This is a genomic window from Enterobacter sp. K510 (assembly GCF_055804875.1).
Map to the genome: position 1 here is coordinate 72,100 of NZ_JBNRLQ010000007.1, position 20,500 is coordinate 92,599.

General features: G+C 57.0%; 17 protein-coding genes and 1 pseudogene. 11 read left to right on the forward strand and 7 right to left on the reverse strand.

Annotated features, from left to right (window positions below):
* The first annotated feature begins 45 nt into the window (after positions 1-45).
* Positions 46-948, forward strand: a complete 903-nt coding sequence (locus ACQUTD_RS13580) for a LysR substrate-binding domain-containing protein (RefSeq protein WP_473275941.1) — start codon at positions 46-48, stop codon at positions 946-948.
* Positions 949-1,077: 129 nt separating this feature from the next.
* Positions 1,078-2,619 carry a transcriptional regulator TyrR gene (tyrR, locus tag ACQUTD_RS13585; RefSeq protein ID WP_072568587.1) on the forward strand — a complete coding sequence of 514 codons (1,542 nt, stop codon included), beginning with the start codon at positions 1,078-1,080 and terminating at the stop codon, positions 2,617-2,619.
* A 70-nt stretch (positions 2,620-2,689) separates the two neighbouring features.
* Here the strand turns inward: tyrR and tpx are convergent, their stop codons facing one another.
* Positions 2,690-3,196, reverse strand: a complete 507-nt coding sequence (gene tpx, locus ACQUTD_RS13590) for a thiol peroxidase (RefSeq protein ID WP_072568586.1) — start codon at positions 3,194-3,196, stop codon at positions 2,690-2,692.
* 117 nt (positions 3,197-3,313) lie between these two features.
* Here tpx and ycjG point away from each other — a divergent pair, with 117 nt between their 5' ends.
* A complete protein-coding gene (ycjG, locus tag ACQUTD_RS13595) occupies positions 3,314-4,279 on the forward strand; it encodes an L-Ala-D/L-Glu epimerase (RefSeq protein WP_318375503.1) in 966 nt (321 codons plus the stop codon).
* On the opposite strand, the gene mpaA is transcribed toward ycjG, so the two are convergent.
* Complete coding sequence (gene mpaA / locus ACQUTD_RS13600) at positions 4,270-4,983, reverse strand: murein tripeptide amidase MpaA (protein WP_072568584.1); 714 nt, start codon at positions 4,981-4,983, stop codon at positions 4,270-4,272. The genes ycjG and mpaA overlap by 10 nt on opposite strands.
* 159 nt (positions 4,984-5,142) lie before the next feature.
* On the opposite strand from mpaA, the gene ACQUTD_RS13605 reads away from it, so the two are divergent.
* Positions 5,143-6,759 (forward strand): peptide ABC transporter substrate-binding protein, encoded by a 1,617-nt coding sequence (locus ACQUTD_RS13605; RefSeq protein WP_072568583.1) that lies wholly within the window; start codon positions 5,143-5,145, stop codon positions 6,757-6,759.
* A gap of 26 nt (positions 6,760-6,785) precedes the next feature.
* Here the strand turns inward: ACQUTD_RS13605 and ACQUTD_RS13610 are convergent, their stop codons facing one another.
* Complete coding sequence (locus ACQUTD_RS13610) at positions 6,786-8,366, reverse strand: sensor domain-containing diguanylate cyclase (protein WP_072568582.1); 1,581 nt, start codon at positions 8,364-8,366, stop codon at positions 6,786-6,788.
* A gap of 594 nt (positions 8,367-8,960) precedes the next feature.
* Here ACQUTD_RS13610 and ACQUTD_RS13615 point away from each other — a divergent pair.
* The 4 genes from ACQUTD_RS13615 to dbpA all read left to right on the forward strand — a co-directional run bounded on the left by ACQUTD_RS13615 (position 8,961) and on the right by dbpA (position 12,934).
* Entirely contained in the window at positions 8,961-10,055 is a 1,095-nt protein-coding gene (locus ACQUTD_RS13615) for a methyl-accepting chemotaxis protein (protein ID WP_412176319.1), read from the forward strand.
* A gap of 35 nt (positions 10,056-10,090) precedes the next feature.
* Complete coding sequence (gene zntB / locus ACQUTD_RS13620) at positions 10,091-11,074, forward strand: zinc transporter ZntB (protein ID WP_072568580.1); 984 nt, start codon at positions 10,091-10,093, stop codon at positions 11,072-11,074.
* Positions 11,075-11,349: 275 nt separating this feature from the next.
* Entirely contained in the window at positions 11,350-11,499 is a 150-nt protein-coding gene (ynaL, locus tag ACQUTD_RS13625) for a proline-rich small protein YnaL (RefSeq protein WP_318374986.1), read from the forward strand.
* Between the two features lie 61 nt (positions 11,500-11,560).
* The gene (gene dbpA, locus ACQUTD_RS13630) at positions 11,561-12,934 is read left to right on the forward strand and encodes an ATP-dependent RNA helicase DbpA (RefSeq protein WP_473275936.1); all 1,374 of its coding nucleotides are present in this window, start codon (positions 11,561-11,563) and stop codon (positions 12,932-12,934) included.
* A gap of 42 nt (positions 12,935-12,976) precedes the next feature.
* On the opposite strand, the gene ttcA is transcribed toward dbpA, so the two are convergent.
* Together ttcA and ACQUTD_RS13640 are read right to left on the reverse strand one after the other, a co-directional pair.
* Positions 12,977-13,912, reverse strand: a complete 936-nt coding sequence (ttcA, locus tag ACQUTD_RS13635) for a tRNA 2-thiocytidine(32) synthetase TtcA (protein WP_473275933.1) — start codon at positions 13,910-13,912, stop codon at positions 12,977-12,979.
* A gap of 55 nt (positions 13,913-13,967) precedes the next feature.
* Positions 13,968-14,063: pseudogene (locus tag ACQUTD_RS13640) on the reverse strand (site-specific integrase); the annotation flags it as partial.
* Positions 14,064-14,302: 239 nt separating this feature from the next.
* On the opposite strand from ACQUTD_RS13640, the gene ACQUTD_RS13645 reads away from it, so the two are divergent.
* The 3 genes from ACQUTD_RS13645 (at position 14,303) to ACQUTD_RS13655 (ending at position 16,477) form a co-directional block, all read left to right on the forward strand.
* Entirely contained in the window at positions 14,303-14,455 is a 153-nt protein-coding gene (locus ACQUTD_RS13645) for a Hok/Gef family protein (protein WP_473275931.1), read from the forward strand.
* 328 nt (positions 14,456-14,783) lie between these two features.
* Positions 14,784-15,203: a translesion error-prone DNA polymerase V autoproteolytic subunit gene (locus ACQUTD_RS13650; protein ID WP_072568578.1), complete on the forward strand. Its 420-nt coding sequence runs from the start codon at positions 14,784-14,786 to the stop codon at positions 15,201-15,203.
* A 2-nt stretch (positions 15,204-15,205) separates the two neighbouring features.
* Entirely contained in the window at positions 15,206-16,477 is a 1,272-nt protein-coding gene (locus ACQUTD_RS13655) for a Y-family DNA polymerase (RefSeq protein WP_318375495.1), read from the forward strand.
* Between the two features lie 4 nt (positions 16,478-16,481).
* Here the strand turns inward: ACQUTD_RS13655 and ACQUTD_RS13660 are convergent, their stop codons facing one another.
* Complete coding sequence (locus ACQUTD_RS13660; RefSeq protein ID WP_072568576.1) at positions 16,482-16,694, reverse strand: KTSC domain-containing protein; 213 nt, start codon at positions 16,692-16,694, stop codon at positions 16,482-16,484.
* 149 nt (positions 16,695-16,843) lie between these two features.
* Positions 16,844-20,368 carry a pyruvate:ferredoxin (flavodoxin) oxidoreductase gene (nifJ, locus tag ACQUTD_RS13665; RefSeq protein ID WP_473275928.1) on the reverse strand — a complete coding sequence of 1,175 codons (3,525 nt, stop codon included), beginning with the start codon at positions 20,366-20,368 and terminating at the stop codon, positions 16,844-16,846.
* Between the last annotated feature and the right edge of the window lie 132 nt (positions 20,369-20,500).

A 20,500-nucleotide genomic window follows, 5' to 3' on the forward strand; every position in this document is an offset into this window, starting at 1 on the left:
AACAATCGGGACAAACCGGGATGCCGTGATGAAAGGAGCGGGATAATGTCGCGTATTGCACTGTCAGATCTGGACGCAGTGATGGCTATTGCCCGCCGGGGAACATTCCGGGCGGCGGCTATTGAACTGGGCGTATCCACCACGGCACTGAGTCATATGGTGGCAAAATTCGAGGCCACTCTTGGTGTGCGGCTGTTCAATCGCACTACCCGCAGCGTGGCGCTGACCGATGCCGGGCGGCTTTTTATTGAGCGCATGGGGCCGTCGTTGCAGGGCGTGCATGACGCGCTGGACGCGGTGCGCTCCCGGCGGGAAACCCCAACGGGCGTGTTGCGCATTAACGCGCCGCCCTTTGCCGCCCGTACGCTGCTCAACAGCATTGTGCTGGAGTTTTTGCGCCGCTTTCCGGAGATGCATGTGGATCTGGTCACCGAAGGCAAACTCGTCGACATTGTGGCGGAAGGCTTTGATATTGGCGTGCGCGTCGCCGATTTGATCCCCGCTGATATGATTGCCGTCTCGCTGGGGCAACCGCAGCGCTTTGCGGTGGTGGCGTCCCCCGCCTATCTGGCCCGACATCCCCGTCCCCTCAAACCCATGGATTTACTGGCGCACTCCTGTATTCGGGTACGTCTACCCGATGGATCTCTGTACCGCTGGCATCTGGAAAAGCAGGGCGAGGTCGTACTGCCGGAGGTGCGCGGGCCGCTGACGCTGGACGAGGCCTCGCTGGTGCGGGCGGCGGTATTGCAGGATGTCGGCATCGGCTTCTTTCTGGAACAGGACATTATTGATGACCTGCGCGCCGGACGGCTGGTGCGCCTGCTGGAGGAGTGGACGCCGCCGTTCCCCGGATTGTGTCTCTATTATCCTGGACGGCGTCATCCCTCGGCGGGGCTGGCGGCCTTCCTCGCGCTGGCCCGTGAGCTGACGCAGAACATGCCCTGAACCTATAACTTTACGCCTGAGTGCCTGTTTTTCCGTCAGGCTGTCAATATTTGTTGACAGACAGCTTCCTGCCAGCCAATAAGTGGCTTATCATTTCATCATACGTTAACTATTCAGGGTGAAGCCCTCATGCGTCTGGAAGTGTTTTGTGAAGACCGCCTTGGTCTGGCCCGCGAGCTGCTCGATCTGCTGGTATTACGCGGCATAGATCTGCGCGGTATCGAAATCGACCCTATCGGTCGCATCTACCTTAATTTTGCTGAACTGGAGTTCACCACCTTCAGCAGCCTGATGGCGGAGATCCGCCGTATCGCGGGCGTCACCGACGTGCGCACCGTACTGTGGATGCCGTCGGAGCGTGAACATCTGGCGCTCAGCGCCTTACTGGAAGCGCTGCCGGAGCCAGTGCTCTCGGTCGATATGAAATGCAAAGTGGAGCTGGCGAACCCGGCCAGTTGCCAGCTGTTCGCGCTTGAGCAGGCAAAGCTGCGCAACCATACCGCGATGCAGCTTATCCCTGGTTTTAATTTCCAGCGCTGGCTGGAGGGTAATCCGCAGGCGTCCCATAACGAACATGTGGTGATCAACGGGCAAAATTTCCTGATGGAAATCACTCCGGTGCATCTGGAAGGCGAAGCGGGGACGCCGGTGCTGACCGGCGCGGTGGTGATGCTGCGTTCGACCATCCGCATGGGCCGCCAGCTGCAAAATATGACCACCCAGGACGTCAGCGCCTTCAGCCAGATCGTCGCCGTCAGCCCGAAAATGCGTCAGGTGGTGGATCAGGCCCGCAAACTGGCGATGCTTACCGCGCCGCTGCTGATCGTCGGCGATACCGGTACCGGCAAAGATTTGCTGGCGCACGCCTGTCATCTTGCCAGCCCTCGCGCTGCTAAGCCTTATCTGGCATTAAACTGCGCCTCCATTCCGGAGGATGCGGTGGAAAGCGAACTCTTTGGTCACGCGCCGGAAGGCAAAAAAGGCTTTTTCGAGCAGGCAAACGGCGGCTCGGTGCTGCTGGATGAGATCGGCGAAATGTCGCCGCGCATGCAGGTCAAACTGCTGCGCTTCCTTAATGACGGCACGTTCCGCCGCGTCGGGGAAGATCATGAGGTGCATGTGGATGTGCGGGTAATTTGCGCCACGCAGAAAAACCTCGTGGAACTGGTGCAGAAAGGGTTGTTCCGGGAAGATCTCTATTATCGTCTGAACGTGCTGACGCTCAATCTGCCGCCGCTGCGCGATCGTCCGCAGGATATCATGCCGCTGACCGAACTTTTCGTGGCGCGTTTTGCCGATGAGCAGGGCGTGCCGCGCCCGAAACTGTCCGCCGAGCTGAATACGGTGCTGATGCGCTATGGCTGGCCGGGCAACGTGCGTCAGCTTAAGAACGCCATCTATCGCGCGCTGACGCAGCTGGAAGGTTATGAGTTACGCTCGCAGGATATTTTACTGCCCGATTATGACGCCGGTAGCCTGGCGGTGGGCGAAGAGGCGATGGAAGGCTCGCTGGATGACATCACCAGCCGCTTTGAGCGTTCGGTGCTGACGCAGCTCTACCGGAGCTATCCTAGCACGCGCAAACTGGCGAAACGCCTTGGCGTATCCCATACGGCGATTGCCAATAAGCTGCGGGAATACGGCTTAAGCCAGAAGAAGGGCGAGGAGTAAGCGGGAAATGAGTGCCGGGTGCAATGGATAAGCCCGGCAAGCCTGCGCCGCCGGGCGAACTAACCTGAAATTACGCTTTCAGCGCAGCCAGCGCGGCGTCGTAATTCGGTTCGTTGGTGATTTCGTTCACCAGTTCGCTGAACAGCACGGTGTCGTTCTCGTCGATCACCACAACTGCACGGGCCGCCAGGCCTTTCAGTGCGCCTTCGGTGATGCCGATACCGTAGTTTTCCAGGAACTCTGCATTACGCAGGGTGGAAAGGGTGATGACGTTGCTCAGGCCTTCCGCGCCGCAAAAACGGGAATGGGCGAACGGCAGATCCGCAGAGATGCACAGCACAACGGTGTCTTTCATCTCGGTGGCGAGCTGGTTGAATTTGCGCACGGACGCGGCGCAGACGCCGGTATCAATGCTCGGGAAGACATTCAGTACTTTGCGTTTGCCCGCGAACTGGCCCAGCGTGACATCCGTTAAATCTTTTGCCACCAGCGTGAATGCCGGCGCTTTGCTGCCAGCCTGGGGAATGGTGCCGGCAACAGCGACCGGATTGCCCTGAAAATGAACGAGTTGTGACATAAATAGCTTCCTGTTTACATATAGTTAACGTCGCGGCTAGTTTACGGGATTATTCAGGAACTCGGCAAACCTATTTTCATCACTATACTGTCCACATCGCGCCTGAGGAGTAACGGAATGAGAACCGTCAAGGTTTATGAAGAGAACTGGCCGCTGCATACGCCCTTTGTGATCTCGCGTGGCAGCCGCAATGAAGCGCGGGTGGTGGTGGTTGAACTGGAAGAGAATGGTGTGCGGGCAGTGGGCGAATGTACGCCCTATCCGCGCTATGGTGAAAGCGATGCCTCGGTGATCGCGCAAATCATGACCGTGGTGCCGCAGCTGGAAGGCGGGCTGACGCGTCAGGATCTGCAATCGCTCCTGCCGCCTGGCGCGGCGCGTAATGCCGTGGACAGCGCCCTGTGGGATCTGGAGGCGCGTCGCGCAGGACAGAATCTGATGGATCTCCTGCACGTGCCGCTGACGGGCACGGTGACCACCGCGCAAACGGTGGTGATCGGCACGCCGCAGCAGATGGCGGCCAGCGCGGCGGCGCTGTGGGAGAAGGGCGCGCGTCTGCTGAAGGTGAAGCTCGATGATACTTTTATCAGCGAACGGCTGGTGGCGGTACGTTCGGCGGTGCCCGACGCCACCCTGATTGTCGATGCCAATGAGTCCTGGCACAGCGAAGGGCTGGCGGCACGCTGCCAGCTGCTGGCGGATCTGGGCGTGGCGATGCTGGAGCAGCCGCTGCCCGCCAGCGATGACGCCATGCTGGCGAATTTTATCCATCCGCTGCCCATCTGCGCCGATGAAAGCTGCCACACGCGCAGCAGCCTGCAAAATTTGCAGGGCCGCTATGAGATGATCAACATCAAGCTGGATAAAACCGGCGGCCTGACCGAGGCGCTGGCGCTGGCGGACGCCGCTTCAGCGCAGGGGCTGGGATTGATGCTCGGCTGTATGCTCTGCACCTCGCGGGCCATCAGCGCGGCGCTGCCGCTGGCGGGAAAAGTGCGTTTCGCCGATCTGGATGGCCCGACCTGGCTGGCGGTGGACGTGGAGCCGGGGCTGCGCTTCTCCACCGGTCAGCTTCACCTCTGAGGCGTCCAGCGCAGCAGATCCATCATCGCCTGCAAATAGATTTCGCTCGCCTCATCGTTTGAGATGGGCGGAAACTCGGCGGTGATGCAGTTCAGGCCAATGTCGGCGCACCAGCTGCCAAAAGAGCCGGGCGTTTCATAGCCGACGCTGGTGACGTGCGGCAGGGCGAACGCCTGCGCCAGCCACGCCCCCAGCTCGCTTTGCGCGGGATCTTCAATACAGGCCAGCGGATCGTGAAAGGTCACCACCCATGCCGGATGAATACGGTGGATCAACTGGCACAGCGCCTGCGTTTCCGGTTCGGAGCCGGGCGTCGTGCCGGTCTGTAATACCACATCCCGCGCCTCGGCGGCGCTGTTCCAGCGATACACCGTGTCCCCGGCCCGCCAGTTGGCCGCCGGAAAGTTGCGGTTCAGATCGACGCCGTTCGCATTGGCGCGTAAACCGAGCTGGCAGCCGTCCGGGTTCACCGCCAGCACCACATGATGGTGACGAAACTGCGGGCTTAACGTCCGCAGCGCGCATGACAGCGTAACCACGGCGGCATTTTCATCGCCATGGGTACCGGCAATGATCAGCCCGCTGTCCGACGAGGCCTGCGGCGCGGGAAACCAGATCAGCGGCGCCCCAAGCCCGGAGATGCCATAATGTTCCGTCAGCGGGGGAAAAGCCCCTCGTTCGGCGCGCGGAAGGGAAACGGACATAGACATCCTTACTCTGTCGGGTGATGGTTAAAAGTGTTAAGCAAAACACGATCCTTTTCAAATCGTTATTTTCTGAAGGGATATGTTTGCTTTCCCAGTTGTTAAAACAAATAATTACCTCATCTTTCGCCGGCCGGCACCTACTTTTGAGGGGATCTCATGAAACATTCCGTTTCGCTAACCTGTTGTGCGCTGTTGATGTGCAGCTTTTCGTCGCTTTCTGTTGCCGCCGAGGTGCCAGCGGGCGCAGTGCTGGCGAAAAAGCAGGTGCTGGTGCGCCACATTAAAGACGAGCCTGCATCACTGGATCCGGCTAAAGCCGTTGGCCTGCCGGAAATCCAGGTGATCCGCGATCTGTTCGAAGGGCTGGTGAATCAGAATGAGAAGGGCGAGCTGGTGCCCGGCGTCGCCACCAAATGGCAGAGCAACGATAACCGCGTCTGGACCTTTACTCTGCGCGACGATGCAAAATGGTCGGACGGCACGCCGGTGACCGCGCAGGATTTTGTCTACAGCTGGCAGCGGCTGGTCGATCCGAAAACCACTTCGCCATTCGCCTGGTTTGCGGCGCTGGCGGGCGTCAGCAATGCGCAAAACATCATTGACGGCAAAGCCACGCCGGACAAGCTCGGCGTCACTGCCGTTGACCCCCACACGCTGCGCGTTCAGCTTGATAAACCGCTGCCCTGGTTTGCCAATCTGACCGCCAGCTTCGCGTTTTATCCGGTACAGAAAGCGAATGTGGAGCAGGGCGCGGAGTGGACGAAGCCCGGCAAGCTCATCGGTAACGGCGCTTATGTATTAAAAGATCGCGTGGTGAACGAAAAACTGGTGGCGGTGCCGAACGTCAATTACTGGGACAATGCCCGTACGGTGATCCAGCAGGTCACTTTTGTGCCGATCAACCAGGAGAGCGCCGCCACCAAACGCTATCTGGCGGACGATATTGATATCACCGAATCCTTCCCGAAAAACCTCTATCAGAAGCTGATGAAAGACATTCCGGGCCAGGTCTACACGCCGCCGCAGCTGGGCACCTATTATTACGCCTTTAACACCCAGAAAGGCCCGACCGCCGATCCGCGTGTGCGTCTGGCGTTAAGCCTGACCATCGACCGCCAGCTGATGGCGGACAAAGTGCTGGGCACCGGCGAGAAACCCGCGTGGCATTTCACGCCGGACGTGACGGCCGGGTTTAAAGCTTCGCCATCGCCTTTTGCTTCCATGAGCCAGGAAGAGCGGAACGCGCAGGCGAAAACCCTGTTGCAGGCGGCAGGTTACGGCCCGCAGCGCCCGCTGGATCTGACCTTGCTGTATAACACCTCGGAAACGCACCAGAAAATCGCCATTGCGGTGGCGTCGATGTGGAAGAAAAATCTGGGCGTGGATGTGAAGCTGCAAAACCAGGAGTGGAAAACCTACATCGACAGCCGCAACACCGGCAATTTTGATGTGATCCGCGCGTCATGGGTGGGGGATTACAACGAGCCGTCAACTTTCCTGTCGCTGCTGGCTTCCAGCCATAGCGGCAATATTTCGCGCTTTAACGATCCGGCTTACGATAAAGTACTGAATCAGGCCGCGCAGGAAACCACTGCGGAAGCGCGTAATGCCGATTATAACGAAGCGGAAAAAATCATTGCCGAAAAAGCGCCGATTGCGCCTATCTACCAGTACAGTAACGGACGACTGATCAAACCCTGGCTGAAAGGCTATCCGATTAACAATCCGGAAGACGTGGCTTACACCCGCACGATGTATATTTTGCAGCACTGACAGACGCGGGCTGGCTTGCCAGCCCGTTATCCCGCCTGGTGAGGGTAAATCTCATCGCCTTTGCTGAACATCACGCGGTTGCGGCCGCTGGCTTTGGCATTATAAAGCGCCACATCCGCCCGCCGCAGCGCCGCTTCCATATCGTTACCTTCATCCTGCAAACTGACCACGCCGCCGCAAAGCCGCATCTTGTGCGTGTACGGGAAATCGGTGTTTTCCACCGTTTTACGGATACGCTCCGCCAGCGCGATGGCCTCGCTCAACGAGGTGTCCGGCAGGAAGATCACAAACTCCTCACCGCCGAAGCGATTAATAATGTCGCTCTCGCGGCAGACGGCTTTCAGCAATACCGCCAGGCTTATCAGCACCGCATCCCCGGCGTCATGGCCGTGCTCGTCGTTGATCACCTTAAAGTGATCGATATCCAGCGCCAGCAGGCAGTGGTGATCGCTGTGCCGGTAGCGGCGGGTCATCTCTCTGAAACCCCGACGGTTATACAGGCCAGTGAGCGGGTCGGTCATCGCCTCGTCGTTCAGCGCGCTGACCCGGTTGACCATCATCAGCACGTGGTGATACACCGCTTCCCGCAGATTCGCCGCCTCCGCATACCAGGCCTGGATCCCCGGCAGCGCTTTCAGCGTGCGGGTGCTGTCCTCTGAGCGCGTCAGTTCCGCCAGTTTTTCCAGCGGCGCGGAGATACGCGAGGAGAGCCAGGCCACCAGCGTGATCATCAGACTGATCAGCGTCAGCAGGATCCAGGTGGCGTTTTCCGCCGTCAGCGCCAGAATACGCTGCACATTATCTGAGGTACCGTAAATAAAAACATTCCAGCCGGTCGCCTTCAGGCTGGCATAGCCGAGCAGATATTCCTGTCCCTGATGAGTCAGTAAATATTTACCGCTCTGTTCGTGGATTAATTTATCTTTAAGATCAGGATTAACCGCGATATGGCCACCGACGAGGGACGGATCGTGGTTATAAATAACTTTGCCATCGTTACTGACAATACTCACCTGAGAATCATCTTCATAAAAATGCTGGCTGATAATATTGCTCAGCATACTCGGCTTTTTCAGATAGATAGAGCCGCCGACAAAGCCGAGATAATGTCCGTCAGCGGCATAAAGCGGCTGGGAGATAAACACCACATAATTTCCGGCAGCTGACATAAAAGGGCTGGAAATAAAGGGTTGTTTAAGGGCGATGGCGCGCCTGGTGGCGTCAGAGGTGAGCTTTTGCCCGACCAGCCCCAGACTTTCAGGCGAGGCGGCAGCCACCACCGCCTGGGAGGTGACGATCACCACCGAGTTAAAAAATCCGGATTGCAGGCGTAACCGTTCCGCTTCGCGATGCAGATTATCCTCATCGCGCAGCGTTTTGATTTGCTGTGCGCTGTAGGCCAGTTCGCGCTGCGCTGTGGAAAAGTAGCCGTCGGTGGTGTCCGCCAGTTTGCGCGCATAGGCGATATTGCTGCGCAGCAGGCTGTCCTCAATATTTTCTTTCTGTATGAGCCACAGCGTGCTGAGCAGAAGCAGGGAGGTCAGCGTGACGCTGCCCACAGAGAGGATGATCAATAGCGAACGAAGCCCGATTCTTTTTTTGGACATGCCGGTTGGTCGTCGATAGCAGGTAAAAGGGGCGCTATGTTAGCAAACCAGGCGCTAAAAAGCTGTTTGTTTATTAAGCGATTTTACCCTGTCCCGGCGGGAGGAGGCGCTGTAACAAAGCGGTCAGAAAACAGATTATCTGCGCCGGAATTTTTGGCTGACGTTAGCCTTTATCACCGAATTATTAAAAAGGCGCATTAGCTTTTGCGTTGCACATTATTTCTTCGTATTTAAGTACGGCTACATTAAATTTCAGGGGCAGAGCGTGAAAGGACGCTAAATATACCGCCATGCTTATCCCTGAGACAATCGCGCTGCGGCGTCAAAAACGTTTATGCTACAGATGTAGTGTTATCCACTTATAAAAATATTTTAAGCAGTGAAAAACTATCTCCTGGGTAAAACTTTCCGCTATTAACGGCGAACATGATGCGCCTTAAAAATGAGAGTGAAAAAGGGTATTCCAGATGCTATAAAACTACTGAATCCCTCCCTGACGTATTAGCAGGCCTGTTTATGCTTAAACATATTAGTGTTCGAACCTTCATCATGTTATTCCTGCTGAGTACATTTGTTGTCATGGAAATAATAGTGATGGCCGTCTCAAAAGACGTCACCTTAATTACTCTGCTGGCTATTTTATCGCTGATAACGCTCGGTTTATTATGGGCATATATGACGTTTTATTTAGTCTCGCCGATCAATACCGTTAAAAAAAGCATCGATGAAGTCATCGCCGGTAACTTATCTATCACCATCCCGATTTTCGGTAACAACTGTGCGGGGCGGTTGATCCCTGGCATCAATCATCTTTCCAGTAACATCGCCACGCTGGTGCGTGAAATCCGCGCCTCCTCGCAGGCGGCCATGGATCTTTCCGGGCAGCTGCACTCCCGCAGCGCGGAGCTGGCGGTAAAAAGCGAAGAGCAGTCCGCCGCGCTGATCCAGACCGCCTCCAGCATGGAGCAAATGGCGGCCAGCACCAGAAATAACGCGGAAAACACCCAGCGCGCCACGCAGTACGCCAGCGAAGCCACCGGCAGCGCGCGCCGGGGCGGTGAGCTAATGGATCAAGTCTCGAACAATATGCAGTCCATTACCGACTGTGCGCAGCAGATGACTGACATTATCGCCATGATCGACGGCATCGCATTCCAGACCAATATTCTGGCGCTGAACGCCGCGGTGGAAGCCGCCCGTGCGGGAGATCATGGTAAAGGTTTTTCGGTGGTGGCGGGTGAGGTCAGAACCCTTGCGCACCGCAGCGCCGAAGCCGCCAAAAGCATCAAATCGCTGATCGCGGTGACGACGCAAAACGTCAGCCAGGGCGCGCAGGTGGTCGAAGAAGCAGGGAAAAACATGCAGGAGATCGTCGCCGGGGCCGGGCAGGTGAGCCAGCTTATGGATGAGATTTCGGTTTCAACGCTGCAACAGGAAAAAGGTATCGCACAAATCAGCCAGGCGCTGTCAGAGCTGGAAAAACTCACCCAAAGCAATGTCACTATGGTGGATGAGCTGTCCGGCTCGGCGGATGTGCTGAAAAGCCAGGTGCTTGAACTCCAGGGCAGAACGCGCAGTTTCCGGCTGGAAAACGCGCCGCAGCCAGTGGCGCAGGCAGGCGCGGCATTTCTCCATAAAATTCAGCGCACTGGCACCTTTTCTGATTGCTTAAGCCCGGCAGACAGCTAGACTGTTTTCATTACAGTGCTGAATGCGGAGGGGCCGTGGAGGCAATTAAGGGATCGGACGTTAACGTCCCGGATGCAGTCTATGCGTGGCTGCTGGATGGCAAAGGCGGCGTGACGACGCTGAGCGATGAAGACGTTATTGACGACAAGCATCCTTGCTGGCTGCACCTCAACTATACCAATCAGGAGAGCGCGGCCTGGCTTGCGACTACGCCGCTGTTGCCCAACAACGTGCGCGATGCGCTGGCGGGCGACAGCCTGCGGCCGCGCGTCAGCCGCTTAGGCGAGGGGACGCTGATCACGCTGCGCTGTATTAATGGCAGCACCGATGAGCGCCCGGATCAGCTGGTGGCGATGCGTTTATATATGGATGAGCGGCTGATTGTCTCGACACGGCAGCGTAAAGTGCTGGCGCTGGATGACGTGGTGCACGATCTCCAGGAAGGCACCGGGCCGACGGACGTCGGCGGCTGGCTGGTGGATGTCTGCGATGCCCTGACCGATCATGCCAGCGAATTTATCGAAGTGCTGCACGACAAAATCATCGATCTGGAAGATAACCTGCTCGATCAGCAAATTCCCCCGCGGGGGTTTTTGGCCCTGCTGCGCAAACAGCTGATCGTAATGCGTCGCTATATGGCCCCGCAGCGGGATGTGTATGCCCGTCTCGCCAGCGAGCGTTTTCCGTGGATGAATGACGATCAGCGCCGCCGCATGCAGGATATCTCTGACCGGCTGGGACGCGGGCTGGATGAAATCGACGCCTGTATCGCCCGTACCGGCGTGATGACCGATGAGATCACCCAAGTGATGCAGGAGTCATTGTCACGACGCAGCTACACCATGTCGTTGATGGCAATGGTATTTTTACCCAGTACCTTCCTGACCGGGCTGTTTGGCGTTAACCTCGGTGGCATTCCCGGCGGCGGCTGGCATCTCGGCTTTGCGATCTTCTGCCTGATGTTGGTGGTATTGATCGGCGGAGTTACCTGGTGGTTACATCGCAGTAAATGGTTGTAAATTTTAACGTTTTTAACAAAATGCAAACATGAAAAGGCCACCTTAGTTGAGCGAAATCAATAAAACGCCGGTTCATTCAGGGCACTATCTCTCCCGCAGGTGAATGCAACGTCAAGCGATGGGCGTTGCGCTCCATATTGTCTTACTTCCTTTTTTTGAATTACTGCATAGCACAATTGATTCGTACGACGCCGGCTTTAAAGAGTCGGCTTTTTTTTGCCTCTTTTCCGTGAGCTTCTACCCTTAAGGTGTGCTTCATTCACTCGGAGGTAACTATGTCCCGTCTCAATCTGTTTAGTCCTGTTGATACGCTGCCCACCGACCCGATCCCCGTTGACCCGGTTCCGGTGCCCGATCCCATTCCCCATCCACAGCCTTTACCCGATCCGCCGCCGGACGAGGTGCCGATTAAATTGTCGCGTTGAGCGGGCAGATCTGAGAGGATACGCGCCTGCTGAACCTGGCCTTTTATCGCGAGAATATACTGTGACCGCTTTTTCTACCCTGAATGCTCTACCCGCCGCCCAGATCGAAAACCTGAACGAACTGGGCTATCTGACCATGACACCTGTCCAGGCAGCGGCGTTGCCCGCGATCCTTGCCGGGAAAGATGTCCGCGTGCAGGCAAAAACCGGGAGCGGGAAAACGGCGGCTTTTGGCTTAGGGCTGTTGCAGCACATTGACGCCAGCCAGTTTCAGACGCAGTCGCTGATTTTATGCCCGACCCGTGAACTGGCGGATCAGGTTGCCAGCGAACTGCGCCGCCTGGCGCGTTTTATGCCGAACATTAAGATCCTGACGTTGTGCGGCGGCCAGCCATTCGGCGCGCAGCGCGATTCGCTGCAACATGCGCCGCATATTATCGTCGCCACGCCGGGGCGTTTACTGGATCACCTGCAAAAGAACACCGTGGCGCTCGATCACCTGCAAACGCTGGTGATGGATGAAGCGGATCGCATGCTGGATATGGGATTCAGCGACGCCATTGACGCGGTGATCCGCTTTGCGCCCGCCTCGCGCCAGACGCTGCTGTTTTCCGCCACCTGGCCGGAGGCTATCGCCGCCATCAGCGGACGCGTGCAGCGCGATCCGGAAACTATCGAAATTGATACCGTCGACGATCTGCCTGCCGTTGAGCAGCAATTTTTTGAAGTTTCCCGCAACGGCAAAATCAGCCTGTTGCAAAAGCTGCTGAGCGAGCACCGCCCGGCGTCCTGCGTGGTATTCTGCAACACCAAAAAAGATTGTCAGGAAGTGTGCGATGCGCTGAACGAAGCAGGGCAGGACGCGCTGGCGCTGCATGGCGATCTGGAGCAGCGCGACCGCGATCAGACGCTGGTGCGCTTTGCCAACGGCAGCGCGCGCGTGCTGGTCGCCACCGACGTGGCGGCGCGCGGGCTGGACATCAAATCCCTTGAACTGGTGGTGAACTACGAGCTGGCGTGGGATCCGGAAGTGCACGTGCACCGTATTGGTCGTACGGCGCGAGCCGGTAACAGCGGTCTGGCGATCAGCCTCTGCGCGCCGGAAGAAGCCCAGCGCGCCAATATCCTGTCTGAAATGCTGCAACTGAAGCTGAACTGGCTGAACCCGCCAGCAAACGTGAAAGTTGTGCCGCTGGAAGCCGAAATGGCGACGCTGTGCATTGATGGCGGTAAAAAAACCAAAATGCGCGCCGGGGATGTGCTGGGGGCAATGACCGGGGATATGGGCATGGATGGCGCAGATATCGGTAAGATTACCATTCATCCGGCGCATGTTTATGTGGCGGTGCGTCAGGGTGTAGCGCGTCAGGCGTGGAAGCAGTTCCAGAGCGGGAAAATTAAGGGCAAGACCTGCCGCGTACGTTTACTGAAATAAGCCTTAATGCCTCTCTGGCCATATGACCAGAGAGGCGCAACATCATTTCACTTCAACAACGTTAAGGCGCAGCTCATCGAGTTGAGCGTCTTCGTCTTCCGGCTGCCAGCCTACCGGTTGCAGCGGAATGGATTCACGATCGAAGGCCAGATCGCCGCCATCCACCACTTCAGCCCCCTGCGTAATACCTTTAAAATCAAACAGGTTAACGTCGTTCAGGTGCGATGGCACCACGTTCTGCATGGCGCTGAACATGGTTTCCAGACGGCCCGGATAGCGTTTATCCCAGTCGCGCAGCATGTCGCCAATCACCTGACGTTGCAGGTTCGGCTGCGAACCGCACAGGTTGCACGGAATAATCGGGTAGCCTTTCGCTTCGGCAAAACGCTCGATGTCTTTCTCGCGGCAGTAGGCCAGCGGACGGATCACAATATGCTTGCCGTCGTCGCTCATCAGCTTCGGCGGCATGCCTTTCATTTTGCCGCCGTAGAACATATTCAAAAACAGCGTTTGCAGAATGTCATCGCGATGATGGCCGAGGGCGATTTTCGTGGCGCCCAGCTCGGTGGCGGTACGGTAAAGAATGCCACGACGCAGACGCGAACAGAGTGAACAGGTGGTTTTACCTTCCGGGATCTTCTCTTTTACGATGCCGTAGGTATTTTCCTCAACGATTTTATATTCGACGCCGAGCTGTTCGAGATATTCAGGAAGAATATGACCCGGGAAACCAGGCTGTTTCTGATCGAGGTTAACCGCCACCAGCGAGAAATTGACCGGCGCGCTCTGCTGCAGATTGCGCAGGATCTCCAGCATGGTGTAGCTGTCTTTACCGCCTGACAGACACACCATAATGCGATCGCCTTCTTCAATCATGTTGAAGTCCGCAATGGCTTCACCCACATTGCGGCGCAGACGCTTCTGGAGTTTGTTCAGGTTATACTGTTCTTTTTTGTTAATTTCTTGATTTTGTTGCATTTAGTATTTACTCAAATCTTAAATGGGGCACCGGTGGGGCAAAGCCCATTCAAAATGCGAAAGTGTGCCGTGTATGGTACGGATTGCGACGGCGAATGCCAGCACGTTTTATAGCTACGTTGAATTGGCAACCCATGCTTGTCAAAGAATAATTTACCGCCGCCCCGGCTCAGCCCCTGGCGTTTTCCTAAAAGAGCAGGCTTTTCCGCAGGCCGGGCGTAAAAATTGTTTAGCGCGTGTAAAATCGCGGCGGGTGCTTGAGGCTTTCTGGCTTTGAGCATTTGCAAGGTCCGGAAAGACGAAAGCCCCAGGCGATGTTAATCAACCTGAGGCCAACGTATGAACCTGAACAATTCAGATGTTAGTCTCTTCTTCGCACGGAGGCAAGACATGCTGACAAAGTACGCCCTGGTGGCAATCATCGTGCTGTGTTTCACAGCGCTGGGATTCACGCTGATGGTGCGCGATTCACTCTGTGAGTTAAGCATTAAAGAGCGTGGTATGGAGTTTAAGGCCGTCCTCGCTTACGAACCGAAGAAGTAGCCTGAACGCGGGGAGCAATCCCCGCGTGTCTGGTTGCCAGGCACGCCTCACCGCACCCATTTCTTTATGGCTTTTTGGGCCATTTCAGGTTTTATAGAGCGCTAATAGCCTCATAACTTAATAACGGCATGCGCCGTCTCGTTCAAGAACTACGCAGTCACACGTCATCGTGAAAAATTTACACATATATCTAACTGATTAATTAATAATGAAATTTATCTTATAAAGCCAATTCTATGAGACTTTTCGGCTCGGGCAGGGACTTGATCAGCGCAATATATAAATCTACTGTATAAATACACAGTAAAAACAAATAAGGTGACTCACCATGAAGTGCTATCACCCTGCTGAACTGCGCGTGGTTTACGCGCTCCCTTTGTTCGGCGATCTTGTCCAGTGCGGTTTTCCTTCTCCCGCGCAGGATTATGTTGAAAAAACGCTCGATATGAATGAATGGTTAATTCAGCATCCCTCAGCCACCTATTTTGTCCGCGCTGCGGGCGATTCAATGATTGAAGGGGGAATTAGCGACGGCGATCTGCTGGTAGTGGATGCCTCGCTAAAAGCCGATCATGGCGATATTATTATTGCCGCCGTCGACGGCGAATTTACCGTCAAACAACTCCAGCTACGTCCCGTCCTGCAACTCAATCCGCTCAATCGCGCCTATCGACCTATTCCCATCCTGAGCGAAGATGCGCTGGAAGTATTCGGCGTGGTCACTTTTATTGTAAAAGCGACGCGCTGATTATGTTTGCTCTGGTGGATGTCAATTCATTTTATGCCAGTTGCGAAACCATATTCCGGCCTGATTTGTGGGGTAAGCCGGTAGTGGTGCTCAGCAATAATGACGGCTGCGTGATTGCCCGCAGCGCCGAGGCGAAAAAATACGGCGTGGTAATGGGCGCGCCTTTTTTCAAACAGCGGGATCTGTTTCGCGCCCATAACATCACCTGTTTCAGCAGTAACTATGAGCTTTACGCCGACATGAGCAAAAGGGTGATGGACACGCTGGAATATCTCTGTCCGCGTGTGGAAATGTACTCCATCGACGAAGCCTTTTGCGATTTAACCGGCGTGCGCAATTGCCGCGATTTGACGGCGTTCGGCCAGGAGATCCGCCAGACCATTGCGCGGGATACCCGCCTGACGGTTGGCGTTGGCATCGCGCAAACCAAGACGCTGGCGAAGCTGGCTAACTATGCCGCCAAACGCTGGCCGCAGTTTAACGGCGTGGTGGATCTGTCGAACCTGGAGCGGCAGCGCAAGCTGATGGCGCGGCTGGATGTGGGCGAGGTGTGGGGCATCGGGCGGCGCATCGCCAGAAGGCTGGAGGCGATGGGGATCAGCAAAGCCATTCAACTGGCCGATGCCGACATTAACTTTATCCGTAAACATTTCAGCGTGGTGCTGGAAAGAACCGTGCGCGAGCTGCGCGGCGAATCCTGCCTGGCGTTCGAGGAGTTGACCCCGACCAAACAGGAGATCATCTGTAGCCGCAGCTTCGGCGAGCGGGTGACGGACTATGAGCACATGCGTCAGGCCATTTGCAGCCATGCCTTTCGCGCGGCGGAAAAACTGCGGGCGGAACGCCAGTACTGCCGGTTTATTTCGGCCTTCGTGAAGACCTCGCCCTTTGCGTTAAACGAGCCTTACTATGGCAAAAGCGCTTCCATCAGCCTGCTGACGCCCACTCAGGACAGCCGGGACATTATTGACGCCGCCACGCGCTGTCTGAAACTCATCTGGAAAGAGGGATTCCACTATCAGAAAGCAGGCGTCATGCTGGGGGATTTCTTCAGTCAGGGCGTCGCCCAGCTTAATCTGTTTGATGACCATGCCCCGCGCCCCGGCAGCGAGGCGCTGATGGCGACGCTTGATGAACTGAACCGCAAAAAAGGACGGGGGACGCTCTATTTCGCCGGGCAGGGGATCCGTCAGGAGTGGCAGATGAAACGTGAAATGCTGTCGCCGCGCTACACCACGCGGTTTTCTGATTTTTTGATGGTGCCGGTGGGATAAAAGATCAGGCGATGCGGTGCTCCGGATATTTTCCTTTCACCACGCCATCATAAAAGCGGCCTTTCGAGACGACCGTCAGAAAAACGCTGAAAATACGCGAGGGGACGCCGCGATACTGGTAAACGTTTTTATTATGAAACCGCACTTCCAGCGTGCGGGTGCTTTCTTCGTACCCGATGGAGGCAATTCGCGATGATTTTACGGGATGATGGCGCACGGTGGTGTCCTTAACAGCTCGGCATTCATCAAGATTATCATTTTTATAGCGTATCGGGTGACGAAATAACGGCCTTTCAGGGGGCTTAAAAGCCCGATGGGCATCGGGCTTTAGAAAGTACCGGGCCAGCATTCGGCCCGGATGGCGGCTTATTCCGCCGGGTGTTTTTCCGCTTTACCGGCCAGCTGCGCCAGGAAGTCATAGCGCTTTTGCAGATCGGCGGCGGCGTCCTGCCATAACTGTTCCGCCACTTCCGGCTGCTGGGCGTTCAGGCGACGGAAACGCTGCTCTTTCATCAGCGTATCCGCCAGCGCCTCAGACGGCGGACGGGAGTCCAGCGCCAGCGGCACTTTACCTTCGTCGGCGCGACGCGGATCGAAGCGGTACAGCGGCCAGAAGCCGGTTGAGGTGAGCTGGCGCATCTGATCGTGGCTTAACGCCAGATCGTAACCGTGCTCTTCGCACGGGCTGTAGGCGATGATCAGCGACGGCCCCGGATAGGCCTCCGCCTCCTGAATGGCTTTCACCGTCTGGTTAAGCTGCGCCCCCAGCGAGATCTGCGCGACATAAACATGCCCGTACATCATCATGCTGACGCCCAGATCTTTACGCGCTTTACGTTTACCGTGTTCGCCAAACTTGGTGACCGCGCCCAGCGGTGTGGCTTTCGACGCCTGGCCGCCGGTATTGGAATAGCACTGCGTATCCAGCACCAGAATATTGACGTTTTCCGTCAGGCTCAGCACGTGATCCAGTCCGCCAAAGCCGATGTCATAGGCCCAGCCGTCACCGCCGATAAGCCAGATGGATTTCTCCACCAGCGCGTCGGCGTCGGTCAGCAGCTCCTCCGCGCCGTCGGTACCGGCCAACTGCTGACGCAGGGCGGCGACCTGTTCACGGCGAACTTCCGGCGTGGCGGGGGCGTGCAGCGCATCGTTAAGGTCGGCAGGAATACGATCCGCAAAGGTGTCCAGCAGACGCATCACGCGCTGGCGATGCTGATCCACCGTCAGACGGAAGCCCAGCCCGAACTCGGCGTTATCTTCAAACAGTGAGTTGGCCCATGCCGGACCACGGCCATGCCGGTCGGTGGTGTAGGGCGTGGACGGCAGGTTCCCGCCATAAATGGACGAACAGCCGGTGGCATTGGCGATCAGCATCCGGTCGCCATACAGCTGCGTCAGCAGTTTGATATAGGGCGTTTCGCCGCAGCCGGAGCAGGCGCCGGAATATTCAAACAGCGGCGAGATCAGCTGCGAGGTACGAATATCAATACGCTCAAGGGACGTGCGGTCGATTTCCGGCAGATCGAGGAAGAAATCGTAATGCACTTTTTCTTCTTCCACATGCTCCAGGCGCGACATCATATTGATGGCCTTGATCTCCGGGTTCTGGCGATCTTTAGCCGGGCACACTTCAACGCACAGATTACAGCCGGTGCAGTCTTCCGGCGCGACCTGCAACACATATTTCTGGCCGCGCATATCGCGGGATTTGACGTCCAGCGATTGCAGGCTGGCAGGGGCGTTTTCCATCACCTCCGGCTGCACGACTTTGGCGCGAATGGCAGAGTGCGGGCAGGCAGCGACGCAGTGGTTACACTGGGTGCAGATCTCCGGTTTCCAGATGGGGATTTCTTCGGCGATATTGCGTTTTTCCCAGCGCGTGGTGCCCACCGGCCAGGTGCCGTCCGGCGGCAGGGCAGAGACGGGCAGCGCATCCCCCAGACCGGCGAGCATGGCGGCGGTCACGGTTTTCACGAAATCCGGCGCGGCATCCGACACCACCGGCGGCCGGTGCGGGCTGGCGGCATTCACCGCCTGCAGCGGCACCTCCGACAATGATTCACGGGCCAGCGCCAGCGCCTGCCAGTTACGCTCCACCAGCTCCGTGCCTTTGCTGCTGTAGCTTTTGGCGATGGCACCCTGTAACGCCGCCAGCGCGTTGTCGCCCGGCAGAATGTTGGTCAGATGGAAGAACGCCATCTGCATCACGGTATTGATACGCGCGCCGAGGCCGCATTCGCGGGCGATTTTCGCCGCATTGACCACCCACAGCCGCGCTTTTTTCTGGTTCAGCACCGCCTGCACATCCTGCGGCAGTCGCGCCCACACCTCATCCGGCGCGTAAGGCGTGTTGAGCAGGAAAATACCGCCCGGCTTCAGGCGCTCCGCCATCTGGTACTTGTCGATAAACTGCAACTGGTGACAGCCAACAAAGTCCGCCTGCGAAATCAGGTAGGCGGAGTTAATGGGCTGCTCGCTGACGCGCAGGTGCGACACCGTCAGGCCACCGGCTTTTTTGGAGTCGTACACGAAATAGCCCTGGGCGTACCACGGCGTCGAGTTACCGATGATCTTAATATTGTTTTTGGTGGCCGACACGCTGCCGTCGCTGCCGAGGCCGTAGAACAGCGCCTCCAGTTTGGTTTTTGACGGCAGGGTATTCTCCGGCAGCAGTAACGACAGGTTGGTGACGTCATCGTAAATGCCGACGGTAAAGCGCGGTTTCGGCTTCGCCGACTGCAATTCATTAAATACCGCCAGTACGCACTCCGGGCCAAATTCTTTGGAGGAGAGGCCGTAGCGCCCGCCAATCACACGCGGCAGGGCGTCGCGTTCGCCGTTACTGAAGGCTTCCGCCAGCGCGGTCATCACGTCGAGATAGAGCGGTTCCGCATGGGCACCCGGCTCTTTGGTGCGATCCAGCACGGCAATAGTGCGCGCGCTTTCCGGCAACGCCGCCAGCAAATGCCGCGCCGAGAACGGGCGGAACAGCCGCACTTTCAGCACGCCGACTTTTTCGCCGCGGGTGAGTAATTCATCCACCACCTCTTCACAGGTACCGATCGCCGAGCCCATCAGAATAATGACGCGCTCCGCCTGCGGGTGGCCGTAATATTCAAACGGCTTATAGGCGCGACCGGTAGCGGCGACGAAATCATCCATTGCCTGCTCAACGTGATCGTAAACGGCGTTATACCAGGGGTTAGTCGCTTCGCGTGACTGGAAATAAGTATCAGGATTCGCCGAGGTGCCACGGATCACCGGATGCTCCGGGTTTAATGCCCGGGCACGGTGGGCGGCGATCTCCTCCTGCGGCAGCAGGGCGCGGATGGTCTCGTCGGCGATCGGGGCGATTTTGTTGATTTCGTGGGAGGTGCGGAAACCATCAAAGAAATGAATAAATGGCACCCGGCTTTTCAGCGTCGCAATATGGGAAATCAGCGCGAAATCCTGCGCTTCCTGCATGCTGCTGGCGCACAGCATGGCGCAGCCGGTCTGGCGCACAGCCATGACGTCAGAGTGATCGCCAAAGATCGACAGCGCATGGGTCGCCACGGTGCGCGCCGCCACGTGCAGCACAAACGGCGTTAACTGCCCGGCCAGCTTATACAGCGTGGGGATCATCAGCAGCAGGCCCTGCGACGAGGTGAAAGAGGTGGAAAGCGCCCCGGTTTGCAGCGCGCCGTGCACGGCGGCAATCGCCCCGGCTTCCGACTGCATCTCCACCACACGCGGGACATCGCCCCAGACGTTTTTCAGCCCGTTGCCCGCCCAGGCGTCAGCCTGCTCGGCCATGGTGGAGCTGGGGGTAATAGGGTAGATGGCGATAACTTCGCTGGTGCGGAACGCCACTGAGGCGACTGCGCCATTACCGTCAGTTGTGATCATAGGACACCCTTACATTGCGCAATAAAAGGGACACGCATAACACCGGCGTGCCCTGTAATTATGCTTCTATTTTAGCAAATCCCCTCTGAAGCCATTTTCGCTTTTGTGTACTCCTCATAACCCCGGTCAATG

What these genes read in the sequence shown, in the direction of transcription:
- ACQUTD_RS13580 (WP_473275941.1), top strand. Translation starts at nt 46, where the DNA reads ATGTCGCGTATTGCACTGTCAGATCTGGACGCAGTGATGGCTATTGCC.
- tyrR (WP_072568587.1), top strand. Translation starts at nt 1,078, where the DNA reads ATGCGTCTGGAAGTGTTTTGTGAAGACCGCCTTGGTCTGGCCCGCGAG.
- tpx (WP_072568586.1), bottom strand. Translation starts at nt 3,196, where the DNA reads ATGTCACAACTCGTTCATTTTCAGGGCAATCCGGTCGCTGTTGCCGGC.
- ycjG (WP_318375503.1), top strand. Translation starts at nt 3,314, where the DNA reads ATGAGAACCGTCAAGGTTTATGAAGAGAACTGGCCGCTGCATACGCCC.
- mpaA (WP_072568584.1), bottom strand. Translation starts at nt 4,983, where the DNA reads ATGTCCGTTTCCCTTCCGCGCGCCGAACGAGGGGCTTTTCCCCCGCTG.
- ACQUTD_RS13605 (WP_072568583.1), top strand. Translation starts at nt 5,143, where the DNA reads ATGAAACATTCCGTTTCGCTAACCTGTTGTGCGCTGTTGATGTGCAGC.
- ACQUTD_RS13610 (WP_072568582.1), bottom strand. Translation starts at nt 8,366, where the DNA reads ATGTCCAAAAAAAGAATCGGGCTTCGTTCGCTATTGATCATCCTCTCT.
- ACQUTD_RS13615 (WP_412176319.1), top strand. Translation starts at nt 8,961, where the DNA reads ATGGCCGTCTCAAAAGACGTCACCTTAATTACTCTGCTGGCTATTTTA.
- ynaL (WP_318374986.1), top strand. Translation starts at nt 11,350, where the DNA reads ATGTCCCGTCTCAATCTGTTTAGTCCTGTTGATACGCTGCCCACCGAC.
- ttcA (WP_473275933.1), bottom strand. Translation starts at nt 13,912, where the DNA reads ATGCAACAAAATCAAGAAATTAACAAAAAAGAACAGTATAACCTGAAC.
- ACQUTD_RS13645 (WP_473275931.1), top strand. Translation starts at nt 14,303, where the DNA reads ATGCTGACAAAGTACGCCCTGGTGGCAATCATCGTGCTGTGTTTCACA.
- ACQUTD_RS13650 (WP_072568578.1), top strand. Translation starts at nt 14,784, where the DNA reads ATGAAGTGCTATCACCCTGCTGAACTGCGCGTGGTTTACGCGCTCCCT.
- ACQUTD_RS13655 (WP_318375495.1), top strand. Translation starts at nt 15,206, where the DNA reads ATGTTTGCTCTGGTGGATGTCAATTCATTTTATGCCAGTTGCGAAACC.
- nifJ (WP_473275928.1), bottom strand. Translation starts at nt 20,368, where the DNA reads ATGATCACAACTGACGGTAATGGCGCAGTCGCCTCAGTGGCGTTCCGC.